This window comes from Kitasatospora sp. NPDC093679 (assembly GCF_040683455.1).
GTDB lineage: Bacteria > Actinomycetota > Actinomycetes > Streptomycetales > Streptomycetaceae > Kitasatospora > Kitasatospora arboriphila.
The window spans coordinates 89582-105090 of record NZ_JBFBDW010000013.1 but is presented as its reverse complement, the minus strand read 5'-3'; the positions used below and the strand labels follow the sequence as shown (position 1 = coordinate 105090).

General features: G+C 69.6%; 9 protein-coding genes. 4 read left to right on the top strand and 5 right to left on the bottom strand.

Going from position 1 to position 15509, the window contains the following annotated elements; genetic code table 11:
• Positions 1-92: 92 nt before the first annotated feature.
• Positions 93-2468, top strand: coding sequence for a tetratricopeptide repeat protein (locus AB0O09_RS14170; RefSeq protein WP_363541897.1), 2376 nt, complete (start codon positions 93-95; stop codon positions 2466-2468).
• A 534-nt stretch (positions 2469-3002) separates the two neighbouring features.
• On the opposite strand, the gene AB0O09_RS14165 is transcribed toward AB0O09_RS14170, so the two are convergent.
• Together AB0O09_RS14165 and AB0O09_RS14160 are read right to left on the bottom strand one after the other, a co-directional pair.
• Complete coding sequence (locus AB0O09_RS14165; protein WP_363541896.1) at positions 3003-4214, bottom strand: ParB/RepB/Spo0J family partition protein; 1212 nt, start codon at positions 4212-4214, stop codon at positions 3003-3005.
• Positions 4211-5410: a ParA family protein gene (locus AB0O09_RS14160; RefSeq protein ID WP_363541895.1), complete on the bottom strand. Its 1200-nt coding sequence runs from the start codon at positions 5408-5410 to the stop codon at positions 4211-4213. Before AB0O09_RS14160 ends, AB0O09_RS14165 begins: the two co-directional genes overlap by 4 nt.
• An 892-nt stretch (positions 5411-6302) precedes the next feature.
• On the opposite strand from AB0O09_RS14160, the gene AB0O09_RS14155 reads away from it, so the two are divergent.
• Genes AB0O09_RS14155 through AB0O09_RS14145 form a run of 3 tightly spaced genes read left to right on the top strand, consistent with a single transcriptional unit; the run spans position 6303 to position 10666 of the window.
• Positions 6303-9371: a CHAT domain-containing protein gene (locus tag AB0O09_RS14155; protein WP_363541894.1), complete on the top strand. Its 3069-nt coding sequence runs from the start codon at positions 6303-6305 to the stop codon at positions 9369-9371.
• Between the two features lie 11 nt (positions 9372-9382).
• Positions 9383-9745: a hypothetical protein gene (locus tag AB0O09_RS14150; protein ID WP_363541893.1), complete on the top strand. Its 363-nt coding sequence runs from the start codon at positions 9383-9385 to the stop codon at positions 9743-9745.
• Positions 9746-9760: 15 nt separating this feature from the next.
• Positions 9761-10666 (top strand): hypothetical protein, encoded by a 906-nt coding sequence (locus AB0O09_RS14145; protein WP_363541892.1) that lies wholly within the window; start codon positions 9761-9763, stop codon positions 10664-10666.
• Between the two features lie 874 nt (positions 10667-11540).
• Here the strand turns inward: AB0O09_RS14145 and AB0O09_RS14140 are convergent.
• The 3 genes from AB0O09_RS14140 to AB0O09_RS14130 form a co-directional block, all read right to left on the bottom strand.
• On the bottom strand, positions 11541-11741 hold the full coding sequence (locus AB0O09_RS14140) for a hypothetical protein (protein WP_363541891.1): 201 nt from the start codon (positions 11739-11741) through the stop codon (positions 11541-11543).
• Between the two features lie 180 nt (positions 11742-11921).
• Entirely contained in the window at positions 11922-13946 is a 2025-nt protein-coding gene (gene ligA, locus AB0O09_RS14135; protein ID WP_363541890.1) for an NAD-dependent DNA ligase LigA, read from the bottom strand.
• Between the two features lie 621 nt (positions 13947-14567).
• Positions 14568-15509, bottom strand: a 942-nt coding sequence (locus tag AB0O09_RS14130; RefSeq protein ID WP_363541888.1) for a WD40 repeat domain-containing protein, incomplete at its 5' end; no start/stop codon positions are given.

The window sequence follows — 15509 nt, the reverse complement described above, 5'->3', positions numbered from 1 at the left end:
CGGGTTCTGTCGCACCGAGATTCGCGGATCCGCCGTCCGGCATGGTTCGGCCGGACGATGATGAACAGTGGCGAACAGGTAATGGGGGCGGGATGCCAGAGGGTGATCACGACGGGCGGCACGACTCGCTGGCCGAGCTGCGCCAGCGCCTGGAGGATCAGCTGGCACGCAAGCGGCTGAGCAAGTCCCAGCTTGCCGCGCAGTCGAATCTGGGCCGCACCACGGTCCAGGAGGCGTTCCGGGCTGGCGGGCCCACCCCCTCGGCGGAGACGGTGGTAGGCCTGGCCCGCGTGCTAGGTCTCCCAGCCGGGGAGCTGCTGGAGCTTCGCCGCCGCGCGGCCGGTGCCGACAACCGCGCGCCAGCACTGGAGGGCTTGGGGCGACCCATTGCCGAGTGGGATCCTCACGACCTGGAGGTCCATCCCTCCGGGCTGGCCGACGGCAGGGCAGGCGTAGCCGCTCGCCGGGTGCCGTTGTTGTCCGGCTATGTCCGTCGTGCTCACGACCGGGTGTTGGCTGAGGTGGTGGGCGCTGCTGCAGAGGGTGCTAGCGGGATGGTTGTCCTGGTCGGGTCTTCGTCCACGGGCAAGACTCGGGCGTGCTGGGAGGCTGTTCAGCCGCTGGCATCGGCTGGGTGGCGACTGTGGCATCCGTTCGATCCGGCTCGGGCGGAAGCCGCTCTTGCCGACCTCGGCCGGGTGGCGCCGTGCACGGTGGTGTGGCTCAACGAGGCTCAGCACTACGTCGGCGACCCTCAGTTCGGCGAGCGCATTGCGGCCGCACTCCACGCGCTCCTGACTCAGCCTGGCCGGGGACCTGTTCTGGTGCTGGGTACTTTGTGGCCGGAGTATGCCGACCGATATACCTGCCTGCCAAGCCCCGACGCGGCTGATCCGCACAGCCGGGTCCGGGAGCTCCTGACCGCCCGAACCGTGGGCGTTCCCGACGTGTTTGACCGTGAAGCTCTGGGTGTGGCCGAGGCTCTCGCCCGAGGCGGTGACCGGTTGCTTGCCAGCAGCCTCGCCCGTGCTGGTGCGCACGGGCGGATCGCGCAGGATCTCGCGGGGGCTCCCGAACTGCTGCGTCGATACGAGCACGGACTGCCGGCTGCCCGGGCGTTGCTGGAGGTGGCGATGGACGCCCGTCGTCTCGGAGTCGGCCTTCATCTCCCGCAGGACTTCCTCATTGAGGCCGCCGCGGACTACTTCACCGAGTACGACTGGGACCGGCTCACTGCGGACTGGGCAGAGGCGGCGTTCGCCGATCTTGCACGCCCGGTGCACGGCAGGCAGGCGCCGCTGTACCGCACCAATCCCCGTCCAGTACGGCGTGCCCCGGGAAACCCCGCACCAGCGGTCAAGGTCGATTCGAAGAGTGGGCAGTCGTACTGCTTGGCGGACTTTCTGGAGCAGCATGGCCGCACCGAGCGTCGTCGGCTGTGTCCTCCGGCGTCCTTCTGGCACGCCGCCGATGCGCATCTCACGCGTCCCAACGATCTGGACAACCTCGCCCATGCAGCGAGGATGAGGCACCGCAATCAGTGGGCCGATCATCTTCAGCAACGCGCAGCCGACACCGGGCACATCGGCGCGGTGTTCAGCTTGGCCTGCGCGCGAGAGGAGGAGGGGGATTGGGAGTCTGCCGATGCCCTGTACCGTCAGGCAATCGATGCAGGTCACACTGGCGCGATGATCTGCTTCGGGCGGTTGCTCGACGAGGTGGGGGACGTAGAGGGGGCTGAAGCCCTCTACAGGCAGGCGCTCATGGCCGGCAACGACAACGCCGTGGCCGTCCTTGGCCAGCTTCTGGAAGACGCTGGGAATGACGAGGCAGCGAGAGACGTCTATCAGCAGGCAGTTGGCCGCGGTTGCTTGGACGGCGTGATGGGACTCGGGCGGATGCTGGAGAGGGCCGGAGACCGCGAGGCCGCTCTGGCCCATTACCGGCACGCCGCCAATACGGGCACCAGTGATGACGTGCTCCGCATGTTGGAACGGCTGGTGCACAACTGGGACGCGGAGAGCCTCAGAAGCCTCGCCAGCGACGAGGTGGGCTTGAAGATCCTTCTCAAGGCCGAGAGCGCGCTTCCAGTCGCCGACATGTTCGCTCGTGCACAAGAGCGTGCCCGCGCCGGAGACCTGGAAGGTGCCACAGACATCTATCGGCAGGCCGTCGACGCCGGATACATCGAGGCCCTGTATGCGCTGGCGGAATTGCGGGAGCGGGCTGGGGACCCGAAGGGTGCGGAGGCCTACGCGTGGCAGGCCGCCGATGCTGCTCATCCTGGTGGGCTGGCCCACTTGGCCTCTATGAGGGAGGCTGCGGGCGACGTCGAGGGCGCTGCAATCCTCTGGCGGCAAGCCGCAGATGCTGGCTGCCTCTCTCGCTATCTCTCGATGTGGGAGAAGTGGCCGCACGGCCTCGATCCGGACGGCTCCCCGGCATCACCATGGCCCTCCAGGGCCTGACCGTCGGATCGGGACCGCGACCGCCCGCGGTCGCCGAGGAGGCTTCACAGGTCGACGCCGCCGCAAGAGTCACCGAAAATCAGGCGAGCGGCGCTGCTCCAACACCGCTCCCTGCGTGCACAAAACCGCACGGCTGCCTTATGCATGTGGACTTCGGTCCCGCGTCGCTCAAACTCCGAAGGGCGCAGCGGAGGGCACGGGTCCGCCCGTCCATCGCTGCGGCAGTTCCTCGACGGGCCAGAATCACGCCTGGGGAACATGAGTTGGCTGCTGCTCAGACCGATCCGCGCAGTCATATCCGGCGAAGAGGCGTTCCGATGAACTCGCTGATTTTCTCTGAGGTTCGAATGCTGCCGTCGGCCTCGGCCGGCACCGGTCCCTGACGCCCAGATCGGCTGCAGCTGGCTGCCGTCCGCGGCGCCTCTCCACTCCCCCGGACAAAAGGTTCGCCCACAGGCGAGGCCTGGGGTGTAAACGCCGTTTACACCCCAGGCCTCGTTCCGTCCTGTGCCGGTCCGCCTCTGCGGTCGGGTATCAGGAGGTCCTCGATCGGATCTCCTGAATGATCTCCCCGAAGCCGGGTTCGCGCTGGAGGAGGGCAAGGAGCGCGGAGGTGACGTTGACGGCCTCGCGCAGGTCCATCGCGGAGCGGATGGTGTGCGCTGCCTCGATGAAGTCGGACGGGTCGAATGTCACGTTCACGATGCTCGGCTGACCGGTTTGATCGGCTTCGCGCTGCTCGGGTACAGCGGTCGCGAGGATCGTCTGCGCGGCGGCCCCTAGGCTGTCGGACGTGATGCCGGTCGCTGTCGGTGGCACCGTGCTGCTGGCTGCGGGGGCGTGGGCTTCAGGAGCGGGTTCCGCAGGGTGACGCACGGCGGGTGCCGCGACGGGGGTCTGCTGGCCGGCAGGAGCAGGGTGTACCGCGTTGTCGGGTGCTGCAGGGTGCGGCAGTCCGGTAGGCCGGGTGCCTGCCTTGGCCGCGGCTTTCGCCTGGTCCTTCGCCCGCGCCGCTACCTTGGCTGCGTCGGCCTTCGCAAGCTGCTCGGCGGCAGTCAGCTTCCCGGCCCTCGCCTCGGCGCCGATCTTTCGCGCCTCCTCGATCGGGAGTTCTCCGCTGCTGGCCTGCTCCTGAAGCTCAGGAGCCAGGTGCAGCAGGGCCAGGCGCTGCCCGACCCAGGCGCGGGACTTGCCGAGCTTGCGGGCGACCGCCGCCTGGTTGCCGTCGTACGCCGTGGTGAGGAGCTGCTCGATGGCTTGGGCTTCCTCGAGCGGCGAGACGTCCTCGCGGTGGGCGTTGGCGATGAGGGCGGCTTCGACCATGTCGGAGGCGCTGTCGACGAGTTCGTCGTTGAGGTCGACCCGCAGGGTCTGGAGGCCGGCGTGGCGGGCTGCCATGAGGCGCCGGTTGCCGTCCAGCGCGACGAAGTCGGCGTCACCGATCGCCGCGGCCTGGTCCGGGTGTGCGTCGAGGAAGGCGCCGCGGCTCACCACGGTGATCGGGACGATCTGCTGTCGGCTGAGGCTCTCGGCGAGTTCCTCGATCGTCTCGGGCGCCATGGTCTTCCGCGGGTTCAGCGGGTTGAAGACGATGGACGACACCGGGGCCGACGACGCCCTGCGGACCCGGCCGGTCGCGTCGAGTGCCTCGCTGCGTGCGACGACTTCGTCATGGCCGCGCGCGTCGCCCTGGGCGAGGGCACCGAACGCCCCTCCCCCACCGGCCAGCTTCTTCGCGATGCTCATCCGATCCCCCTTCGGATCTCGCGCATGCGCTGCGCCTGGATGGATGTGGGTGCGTACATCAGCAGCGGCTGCTTGACGTGGACGGCCTCCCGCTGCTCCTTGAGGTCGGGCACGACGGCGACGACGGGGGGTGTGCCGAGGGACTGCCAGCTCTCGAGGGAGTGGGTCGCGACGTAGCCCTTGCGCTTGTCGAACTTGTTGACGACCAGGCCGAGGCGGTCGATCTCGACTTCGTAGTCGAGGCTGACTGTGCGGATCTGGCTGTCGAGCATGGCGTAGGCGTCGGCGGAGGAGTCCTCGGCTTCGACGGGGATGAGCACGCCGGAGGCGCCCTTGGGCTCGTTCTTGCGGCGGTGGCCGTAGTAGAGGCCGGCGTCCATGGCGAGGCCGAGGTTGGGCGGCGCGTCGATGACGATGATGTCGAAGTGCTCCTCGAGGGGAGCGAGGGCGCGCTGGAGGCTGGCCTCGCGGGGGCCCCGGATGGATCCGAGGCGGGAGTCCAGCAGGAAGGCGTCGAAGCTGGAGGGCAGCAGGAACAGGCGGCCGTCGAAGTGGTCGGGTGCGATGGGTACGACCTGGTCGAGGAGCGATCCGGCGACGCGGTCGCGCTCGACCATGTGTGTCACGAGGCTTTCCTCGCCGGGCGGGACCTGCTTGACGCCAAGCTGGGAGGTGAGGTGGCCCTGCGGGTCGTAGTCGACGAGGAGGGTGCGCAGTCCGGGCAGGGCGGGCTTCTTGGAGGCGCCCTTGGTGCCGGGGAGTCCGAGCGCTATGGCCTGGCCGACGCCGGCGGCGACGGTGGTCTTGCCGACGCCACCCTTCTGGTTGCAGACCACGATGCGCCGCGTGTACTGGGGGATCGTCAGCTCGGTGAGGGACACGCCGTGGGAGTCGATCCAGACGCGGACGGCCTGGGCAAGTCCTTGGACGAAGGAGATGTCCCGGGTGGTGCAGTCGGTTTTGAAGGCGTCGTACAGGCCGGCGGGGAGCCAGGTGTTCCAACTTTCGGCGCCGGCGGTGTCGATGGTGGGGTTGTTGCTTGCGGGGCGGGCACGCCACTGCTCGACGGCCTCGGTGACTGCGTCCTGCATGTCGATGCCGAGCTGGGCCGCCCGGGTCTTGAGTTCCTGGCGGAGGGAGGCCGGAAGCTTGGATGCAACCTTTTCCCGAGCGCCGTCAGAGTATGGAGATGCCATGACGTCACCATAGTGGCGTCGCATGATTTTGGAAGCATCCGGGTGGCGTGTTTGGGGCTCAGATGCGCTTCGAGGCGTAAACGGCGTTTACTTCTTGCCGCACAATTCGGTCATATCATCAGAAACAAGACGGTCTTGCCCTTGGCGCCTCATGAACCCGGCGCAGCAAGGCCGCGGGCTCAGTCGTCGATGCCCGACTCGCACTGTCACCGTAAGACGATCCGGCAGGACTCGAGCGCCTCCGCGTGGGCAGCGTTGTCGGCGTCGGCTCGACCCTTGAGTAGGTGAACCTACAGTGCAGCGACGCCTCGCGGGCTTACAGCCGCCACCCTGCCCTCCACAGAAGCAGAGCGGCGTTCAGGTCGGCCCGGCAGTTCGATGCCGGTCGGAGGAGAAAGCCCGGACGACAACGGCCCCGGTGCGACAGTCCAGCACAGTCGGGTTAAAGGCGTCGCACTCCCTTGCACCCCTCGGCGGCCCATTCCAGAGATGTCGGCGGCGAGGCCAGGCTGGGATAGAGAACTCGGGCCGATACCGCCGCGGCGGTTGCTGACTGTCCACGGCATCGCTGTCCGGGATATGGGCATCCGAGTCCCAGATGAAGCTCCACCCGCGATCCGGCTTCGCCTCGGCCCCGCGCCCGAGCACATCAGCCACGGATTCTCCTGCCCGCTCGTCGCGGTGATCGCCTCGTACGGCGCCTACCGTGATCCGGCTTGCAGCGCGGACACCTTGCCGCCGCTGCGATGGCCCAGCCTTGCGCGCAGCATCCTCTTCGCCATTGACGCCTTTAACACGTCTCTGACGGCCAGTCAGGACTTTCCAGCATTCGACCGCGTCGACGGTGCAGGCCCCCATACGCTGGCGATCGCTGACGCGAAGAGGGGGACCGATGACGGCGCTGCGTCCTGAAGTACGCGCAATGGTCCGGCGGGCGTGGGACGCGCCGGAGCTTGGGTTGCCGTTCTTCGGAGACACGGCGGAGGCGGTGCTGAGCATCGAGACGCACCGCAATATAGCCAAGATCGTTTACGAAGCACGGGAGCAGCTGACGCCTGAACGGCCGGGCGCTCGGGGCGTCGACATCGAGGCGGTCTACCTCGCAGCCTGCTACTACGCTGCCCGGCTCAAGCACTTGACCGGTGAGGGCAGTTGGGAGTGGACGGCTTTCGAAGTTCTGTTCGCCGTCGTGCGCGCTGTCCGTCCTGATCTGATCCCGGAGCCATACCGTGAGATGTTCGACGAACGTCCGCCGCGGCTGGTGGCGGCGCACGAAATCCTGAACGTTGTCGGCAACGTGCTGTATGAGGCGGGCGCCGAAGCCGAAGACGAGTCGGCGCTCACCCTGACTACCGTCATCTTCAGTGAAGCCCGGACGAGGTCCAGCGGCGGAATCTCCGAACCGCACATCACCTTCAACCTCGGTTCTGCCCTGCTGGTGCTGTCCGGGCTCGTGGACGGCGACCGGAACGGCCACGGCGATCCGGCCGACATGCGGAGAGCCGCCCTGGGCTACATGCGGAAGGCACTCGCTCTGCTGCCCATCGACGATCCAGCCCGGGAAGTGATGCTGGCAACCCTCATCGATGCCCAAGAGGAGAGCGCGGAGCCGGCCGCACCTCGGAACGGCGTGCACGGCGAGGTCGACCGCTATATGCAGGACGGTGGGCAGGACCGGCTCGGTCCGGTAGCGGAACAGATGCGTGCGGCTGCAGCCGAGGCGGACGGAATCGAACGTGCACATCGCCTTATCGAGTTGAGTCAAGTCCTGCGAATGCGCTTCGAGATGGACGGCGAGCTCGACAACCTGAAGGAGTCGATCACCGCGATGAGAGAGGCCCTGGGAGCGCCACTCAACGCCGAGTCCCGGGCCACCGCCAACTCGTTCCTGGGCCTCGCCGTGCTCGACCGGTTCGTCGCCCTGCGCGACCCGGCCGACCTGGAGTTGGCCACCAACTTGACCCGGGCCGCCTGCACGGCCGCAACGGCCGGCTCCCAGTCGTACGGTCAGTGGCTTACCAACCTGGCCGCCGTCTTGACCGCGCGCTTCGACGAAGACAGGGATCCAGCCACTATCGACGAGGCCGTGGCCCACCTCCTGCATGCCGTCGCCGTCACCCCGACCACGCAGCCTGACCAGCCAGTGATGATGATCAAACTCGCCGTGGCTCTGCGCCGACGGGGCATGCACGCAGAGAACGACCTGGATGTCGACCTGGCCGAGACCATTCTCCGCCAGGTCGCGGGCGATCCCGGCGCCGGGCCCCACGCACACCTCGCCCGCCTGGAGCTGGGCGAGCTGCTCGCCCTACGCGGCCTAGACCGGAGAGCCAGCCCCGACCTCGCCGACGCCGTCGTGCAGTGCCGGGCGACCACGATGGAAGCCACAGAGGACATCCGTACCAGGCTGCTTGCCGTCATCCGGTGGGCCATGTTGTCCACCCTTCTCGGTGATCTCGACGAGGCCAGCACCGCTTACGGCGTGGCGCTGGACGACGTGTTTCCCAAGCTCACCGCCCGGACGCTCGGCCGGGCATCCCAGGAAAGCCGGCTGCGCGAGGCAGATGACCTGGCCAGCGACGCGGCGGCCGTCGAGATCGCGGCAGGCCGGCCCCGGCAGGCGCTGATCCGCCTGGAGCAGGGGCGCGGCGTCCTGCTGGCCCAGGCACTTCAGCTGCGCGGTCGCCTTGACGACCTGGTCCGGGCCGATTCCGACCTCGCGCAACGCTTCGAGCAGGTCTGCGCCGCCCTGGTCGCGTCACAGGCCGGTCCGGAGCAGCGCAGGGTGCTGGCGGCCGAGTTCGACCGCATTGTGACGGAGATCCGTGGGCTGGACGGCTTCGAGGATTTCCACCGGCCGCCGGAGTGGGCGCAGTTGAGCAAGGCAGGCGTATATGGGCCGGTCGCAGTGGTCAACGTCGCCCGGATGCGGTCCGACGTCCTGCTGCTGCGGCGGGGTGCCCGGGGCACCGAGGTCGAGGTCCTGCCGCTGCCAGCCGTCACGCCCGGCGAGGTCCGCCGCCGGGCGGACTCCTTCCGAACGGCCATTGCCGAGTTGGCGGCACCGGGCATCGGCAGCGCCGAACGGTATCGCCACGACCAGGAAGTGAAGCGGGTACTGCGCTGGCTCGGCGAGCACGTCGTCGGCCCGGTACTCGAAAAGCTCGGCCACGACCGCCCGGTCGAGCCCGGCGCAGAAGCACCCCGGATGTGGTGGTGCCCGACCGGCCTCTTGTCCCTGATGCCGCTGCACGCGGCCATTCTGAATTCACGTCCGGCGCCCGCGGAGTACGCCCAGGATCGGGTGGCCTCTTCCTACGTCCCCACGCTCGGTGCGCTGTTGCACGCCCGGGCCAGGACCGCGCCCTCCGTCGAACTGACCTCGCTCGTCGCGGTCGCCGCCCAGGCCGGTGAAGGCTATGCGCCACTCACCGCGTTGGAGGAGGAGCTGGCGGCGACGGATGAACTGCCCACTGCCCGGTTGGTGCTGCGGAACGGTGACGCCACTCCGACTGCTGTGCTGGCCGCGCTCCGCAGCCACTCGCACGCCCACTTGGCCTGCCACGGTGTGCGCGACGGCGCCGACCCTTCCCGGAGCCGGCTCCTGCTGGAGGGAGGCGAGCTGACGATCAGCCGGCTCGCCGCCGAGCGGCTGCTCGACGCCGAGTTGGCCTATCTGGCGGCCTGCCACAGCGCGGCTGTCGGCGAGGACCTGGCCGACGAGTCGGTCTCGGTTGCCTCGGCGTTCCAACTCTCTGGCTTCCGACAGGTGATCGGGAGCTTGTGGACCGTCGAGGATGCCATGGGGCCGTTGCTCGCCCGCGCCGTCTACCGTCTGCTCGCCTCACCCGACACTCGCGGCGCCGCGCGCGCACTGCACCGGGCGCTCGCCGAACTGCGCACCCATCCCCGATATCGCGAGCCGCTGTACTGGGCCTCCGTCATTCACATCGGCCCCTGAGAGGGACATCCATGAACGAGGAACGCACCTGGCGCGCCGGGTTCTGCTCGGCCTTGTCCTTTCTGACCGAGGACCTGGAGGCGGATGGCCGGGCGGCCGAACTCCGGGCGGCCGTGGACGCCGTCCTCGCCGAGACTCCGGTGCAGGAAGCGGTGGCAGGGCTCGACATCCCGCAGCACGTCCTGGTGGGCACCGGGGTCATGCGCGATGGGACCGAAGGTCTGCCCGGGCTCCGGCCGCGCAGCACCGGAGAGGCGTACCGCTGCCCGGACGGCTGGTGCGACTTGCGTCTGGTGCGCGAGCCCGGCGGCGCGATCCCCGCCGGCGGCCGCTGCTGGCTGCGCGACCGGCCGCTGCGCGTCACCGAGGCTTGATGGAGGGCCGGAAGAATGGCATCACTGCTTGACGGAATCGGCGAGAAGCTGGCCGACAAGTGGCTCACGGCGTTGGCCGTTCCCGGGCTGCTGTTCATGGGAGCGGCGACGGCTGGCGCGGTGCTCGGCCAGGGATCCGCACTTGATCTCCACTTGCTGCGGGTGCGGATTGACCAGTGGAGCGCTGCGGCGGGGGAGTGGTCCACGGTCGGGCAGTTGGCCGCGCTTGCTGCGATCGTCCTCGGCTCCGCGACTGTGGGCACCTTCGTCCGCAGTTGTGCCCAGGCGTCCGAGCGGGTCTGGACCGGGGACTGGCCGGTGCTCACCGGGTGGCTCGCGGCGCGGCTGATCACCGCGCGTCGGCGCCGGTGGAACGGCATTCAGGCACAGGTGAATGGGTTGCGGGCCACCGCGCTTCCGCGTCAGCGCGGCCCGGAGCTGCAGCGCGAGCTGGAGGAGCTCACCGTCCGGCGCGACCGCATTGCGCTCGCCGAGCCCAGCCGCCCCACTTACACCGGCGACCGGTTCGCCGGCACGGCTAGCCGGCTGCACCACCAGTACGGCATCGATCTCGCCGCGTGCTGGACGCTGCTGTGGCTGACGCTCCCCAAGGATGTTCGGACCGAGCTTCGCTCGTCTCGCGCGCGGTTCGGTGTCGCGGTCGAGGGGAGCACATGGGCCGCCTGCTGCGTCCTCCTTGGAGTGGTGTGGTGGCCGGCGGTGCCGATCGGCTTGGCGGTAGGCCTCAGTGCCTGGGCGCGCGGCCGGGGCGCCGCGGCGCTGCACGCCGAGCTGGTCGAGGCGACAGTCGACCTTCACCTGCGCGCGCTGCTCGACGCCCTCCACGCCGACGCCGCCGAGTCGGCCCCGGACCGCCGACTGGGTACCGCACTGACCCGCATCGCCCGCAAGAGTAGCTAGGCGTCTCCTTCGATCGTCTTCGCGACCGGGTATGGAGCCGGCGAGGCCGCGCCACTGCTTGAGCTTGGGGCTGCAGCCACCTGACCGTGTTGCAGTGCCTGCCATTCGACACAACGCCCGTGGCTGCTGGGGGAGTGGCAGCTCAATGCGGGCCGATGACTACCAGGGAGCTGGGGGTACGAACGTGCTGCAGCGCGCACGTTCGCAGTCACCGCCGCGCCAGCTCAGCCGGGCGGGCGGGCGGGCGGGCGATGTAAACGTCGTTTACTCGGCGCCGAAGTTAGACCGGGGCGGCACCTGTCGCAGCCGCTCCCCGCCGGGCGCATCGTGATCGTCAAGGCTGGCGGATGTAAACGCCGTTTACTCAGCACTCGTGCGCTTGAGGTCCCCGGGGCCGTCGATAAAGATCACATCGAACCGTCCCGCCTCGGACGGCATCCGCCGGTTCAGCCACCTCTCGAGCAGCGTGGCGGTGGCCCGAAAGTCCTCGAGGTTCTTCACCTTGGGAGGGCCAGGCGCCCCACGGGTTGGGGATGACTTGGCGCCTTCGCCGCCGCGGACCGGAATGATCACCTTGCCAAGGGCCTGGCCTCCCTGTGCTGCTGGCCCGGTGTAAACGGCGTTTACACGGAGCTGGGCTCCCGCAGGCACCGATGCCAGCGTGACCGGGTACACCCTTCTGATGAAGAGGCCGACGCGTAGCCGCCCTGGGCGAGGCAGGCGCGCACCGCCCAGGGCTTGGCCCCGCGTTCCAGTCGGGTACCAGGTAGTTACCTCTTGGCGATCGAGTGGAAGTCCAGGTACCTGTCGGCGAGCAACTGGATCACAGCATCCATGTCTTCCCCTTCCTGATCGCGCCACCTGCGGAGCGGGTTCATGTGGACGGGACGCCACTCGGGTCGCCGTTTCGAGCTGGGGCGCAGTTGGGCACGGTCTCCTGCTCCGCGGCGTGCAGAAGGTCCTGGGGCAGGAGTTCACGCTCCCGCAGAAGGTCCTGGGCGTAGGCGTGCGGGTAGCGGAAGGCGTCGAAGGCGGGGCCTGGCAGGCTCTCGACCAGTGCGGTGATAGTTCCCATGGGCTCACTTTGTCCCGCCCGGTCCTGGCCGGGGGTGGCCTGTCTGGAATCGCGTCCATGGTGATCGACTTCGCGCGGTTGGTGTCAGCTGCGGGATGGTCTGCCCTGTACGGCAGTGGCCCGGGGTCACCCAAATTTGGGCGACCCCGGGCCACTGCCCTCGCGGCTCAGTGCCGTACGTCAGGCTCCGGGCAGGTACTCCGCGACGAACTGGGCAAAGTCCTCCGGGGTGAGGATCTTGATACCGAGCTCTTCGGCCTTGGCGCGCTTGGAGCCGGCCTTCTCGCCGGCCACGAGCAGGGTGGTTTTCTTGGAGACCGAGGAGGACGCCTTGCCGCCGGCGCGCTCGATGAGTTCGTTCATCTCGTTGCGGGAGAGGGCGGCGAGGGAGCCGGTCATGCTGCCGGTGACGACGACGGCCTGGCCGGCGAGCGGGCCGGTCTGCTCGCCAGTGCCGGTGCTGGCGGCCGCCCGGGCCGGGGTAGTTTCCTCGGTGCCTACGCCGTGCGCGGCGAGCTTGTCGAGGACCGGCGCGAGCTCGGCGAGCTCGGCGACGATGACCTGGGCCTTCTCTGTGCCGATGCCGTCGACCTCGGCGAAGGCCTCCGCGTCGGCGGCGCGGATGGCGGCCATGGAGCCGAAGTGGGCGGCGATCCGGCGGGACATGGTCCGGCCGGTGCCGCGAACGCCGAGCGCGCAGAACACCCGGTTCAGGGGCTGAGTCCGGGCGGTCTCGAGCGCGGCGAGGAGCTTGTCGGTGCTGGTGGCGCCCATCCGGTCGAGGGCCAGGAGCTGCTCGCGGGTGAGCGCAAAGAGGTCGGCGACGTCGGCGACCAGGCCGGTCTCGACGAGCTGGACTGCCCGGGTGCCACCGAGGCCTTCGATGTCGAGCTGGTCGCGGCCGACGGCGTAGCGGATGGAGGCGACGGCCTCGCAGCCGCGGCCCCGCACGCAGCGCCAACGCTGCTGCGAGGTGTCGATGGCGTCGCCGCAGCGAGGGCAGACCTCGGGGAAGACGATCGGCTGCTCGTCGCCGGTGCGCTCGTCGACGAGGGGAGCTTCGACGCGAGGAATGACGTCGCCGGCCCGATAGACGAAGACCTGGTCGCCGAGCATGAGGCCGCGGCGGGTGATGTCGGCCGGGTTGTGCAGGGTGGCGTAGGTGACGGTGACGCCGTCGATGACGACCGGCTCCAGGACAGCGCGCGGGGCAATGACGCCGGTGCGGCCGACGTTCCACTCGACGTCCAGGAGGCGGGTGACCTTGTGGACGGCGGCGAGCTTCCGGGCGATCGCCCAGCGGGGTGCGCGCGAGCCGGAGCCGGCCAGCTGCTGGTCCGCGGCCGAGTCCGCCTTGATGACGACGCCGTCGATGCCGAACGGCAGGGCGGCGCGCAGCGCGGCGATCTCTTCGACGCGCTGCTGCACCTCGTCGATGCTGTTGCAGCGCAGCGGGTGGGCCGCGGTGGTGGCGGCGGTGTTGGCGCCAAGCTGGGCGAGGCGCTCCAGGAGGGCGGTGTGGCCGAGGTCGGCGAGGTGGCCGATGGCGCCGTAGGCGAAGAAGGTCAGCTCGATCCGGTACGGGCGGTCCTTCGCGCGCAGGGTGCCGGCGGCGCCGCTGCGCGGGTGGGCGAAGGGCACGGCACCGTGGGCGAGGCGGATCTCGTTCCCGTGGTCGAACTGCTCCTGGGTGAGAAGGACCTCGCCGCGCAGCTCGACGTCGACCGGCTCGGCGAGGGTCTGCGGCAGGCCGAGGACGGCGTCGGCGGCGTGGGTGATGTCCTCCCCGGCGAGGCCGTCGCCGCGGGTGATCAGCTGGGTAAGCCGGCCGGCCTGGTAGCGGGCGGCAACCGCGAGCCCGTCCAGCTTCGGCTCCACACACCAGCCGTCCACGGACCGGCCGAGGCGACGCTCCAGCCCGGCGGCCCAGTCGGCGAGCTCCTCAGCGGAGAACACGTTGTCCAGGGAAAGCATCGGCACACTGTGCGGAACATCGCCGACCACGGCGCCGCCAGCGACCTTCCCGGTGGGGGAGTCGGGCAGCACCTGGTCGGGATGGGCCTGCTCCCAGGCCTCGATGTCGCGCACCAGCGCGTCGTACTCGTCGTCGCCCAGCGGCGTAGCGCCGTCGGTGTAGTACGCGGCGGCGGCCTGCACCGCAGCGGCGACGGCGTCGGCGTAGGAGGTAGGGGAGTCGAGTGCCATGCGCACCATCATGTCGGTGCGTACCGACAGCTGCGCACGTGCCCGGGGGAGTGGCAGCACGAGACGCGGAGCTGATGCAGCACGGGCATGCGCAGACGCCTTCGCTGCGCATGCGCAAGGTCACCCCTTGCGCGTGCGCACCCTTGCGCGGGTGCGGCACCGGGGAGCCAGTGCGCGTGGCTGAACGCCTGCGCAAGGCGCCTGCGCAACCGGCCTGCGCATGGTTGGCCCCTCTTGCGCATGCGCAGGGCGGTGTGTGGGGGCTGGCTGCGCATGCGCAAGAAGCCGGCTTGCGCACCCTCCTCCCTGCGCAGGTGCTGCACCGCGCATCCTGCGCGCGGCCTGGGCAGGCTCAGCTGCTTGGCCATTCCGGTTCCGTGTTGGCCGATCGGGCGTCGACTCGGTCGGCGGTTCCGCGAAGGGGCCTGATTGGCCGCCTGGCTGTGTTACCCCTGTCGGCCGAGTCCGTGCACGGTCGCCAAGCACGAGTAGGAGCGGCGCAGCGCCCAGGCAGAGGGCTGCCCCCCCCTGCGACGCCGCGTCCGCCGCGGCCGTACCCGACAACCTGCGCCCGCCCACTCACCCTCCGCTGGCCGGGCCCCCCACGGGTCCGGCCGGCGGTCATTTCAACGGCTTCATCGAGCTCGTTGCCCTGAAGGGGGCGGTTCGGGGCCATTCGAAGTAGGCGACTTCGCTGCCGTACGTCAACAGGAGGCCTGGGCCGCAGGCGGCCGCCAGTCCTCCCTTGTAGGGCAGGTGGCAGCGATGGACCGCTCTGCCGGTGGTGGGGTTCCAGACGATGGCGGTCCGGTCCTCGCTGGTGGTGACGACCAGCGGGCCGTCCGGCCCGGCCACCACCGCCTCCGTCACGGCGCTCACTTTGTCGGTGTGGCCTTTGAGGGTGTGCAGGCGCTGGCCGGTAGCGGGGTTCCAGACGATGGCGGTCCGGTCGCCGCTGGTGGTGACGGCGAGCGGACCGTCCGGTCCGGCCACCACCGCTATGCCGGTCACCCTACGCGTGTGGCCTGCGAGGGTGTGCAGGTGCTGGCCGGTGACGAGGTTCCAAACGATGGCGTTCCAGTTAGTCGTGATGGCGAGTGGGCCGTCCGGCCCGGCCACCACCGCCACCCCAGTCACTGCACCGGTGTCGCTTTTGTGGGTGCGCAGGCGCCGGCCTCTGACGGGGTTCCAGACGATGGCGGTTCGGTCCTCGCTGGTGGTGACGGCGAGTGGGCCGTCTGGCCCGGCCACCACCGCCACCCCAGTCACTGCACCGGCGTGGCCGGTCAGAGTGTGCAGACGCCGGCCAGTGACGAGGTTCCAGACGACGGCGTATTGGCTGCTGGTGGTGACGGCAAGTGGGCCGTCTGGCCCGGCCACCACCGCCATCCCAGTCACTGCACCGGTGTGGCCGGTCAGAGTGTGCAGGTGCTGGCCGGTGGCGGGGTTCCAGACGATGGCGGTTCGGTCCTCGCTGGTGGTGACGGCGAGTGGGCCGTCTGGCCCGGCCACCACCGCCACCGCCCTCACCGCGTCGGTGTGGCCTTCGAGGGTGTGCAGGCG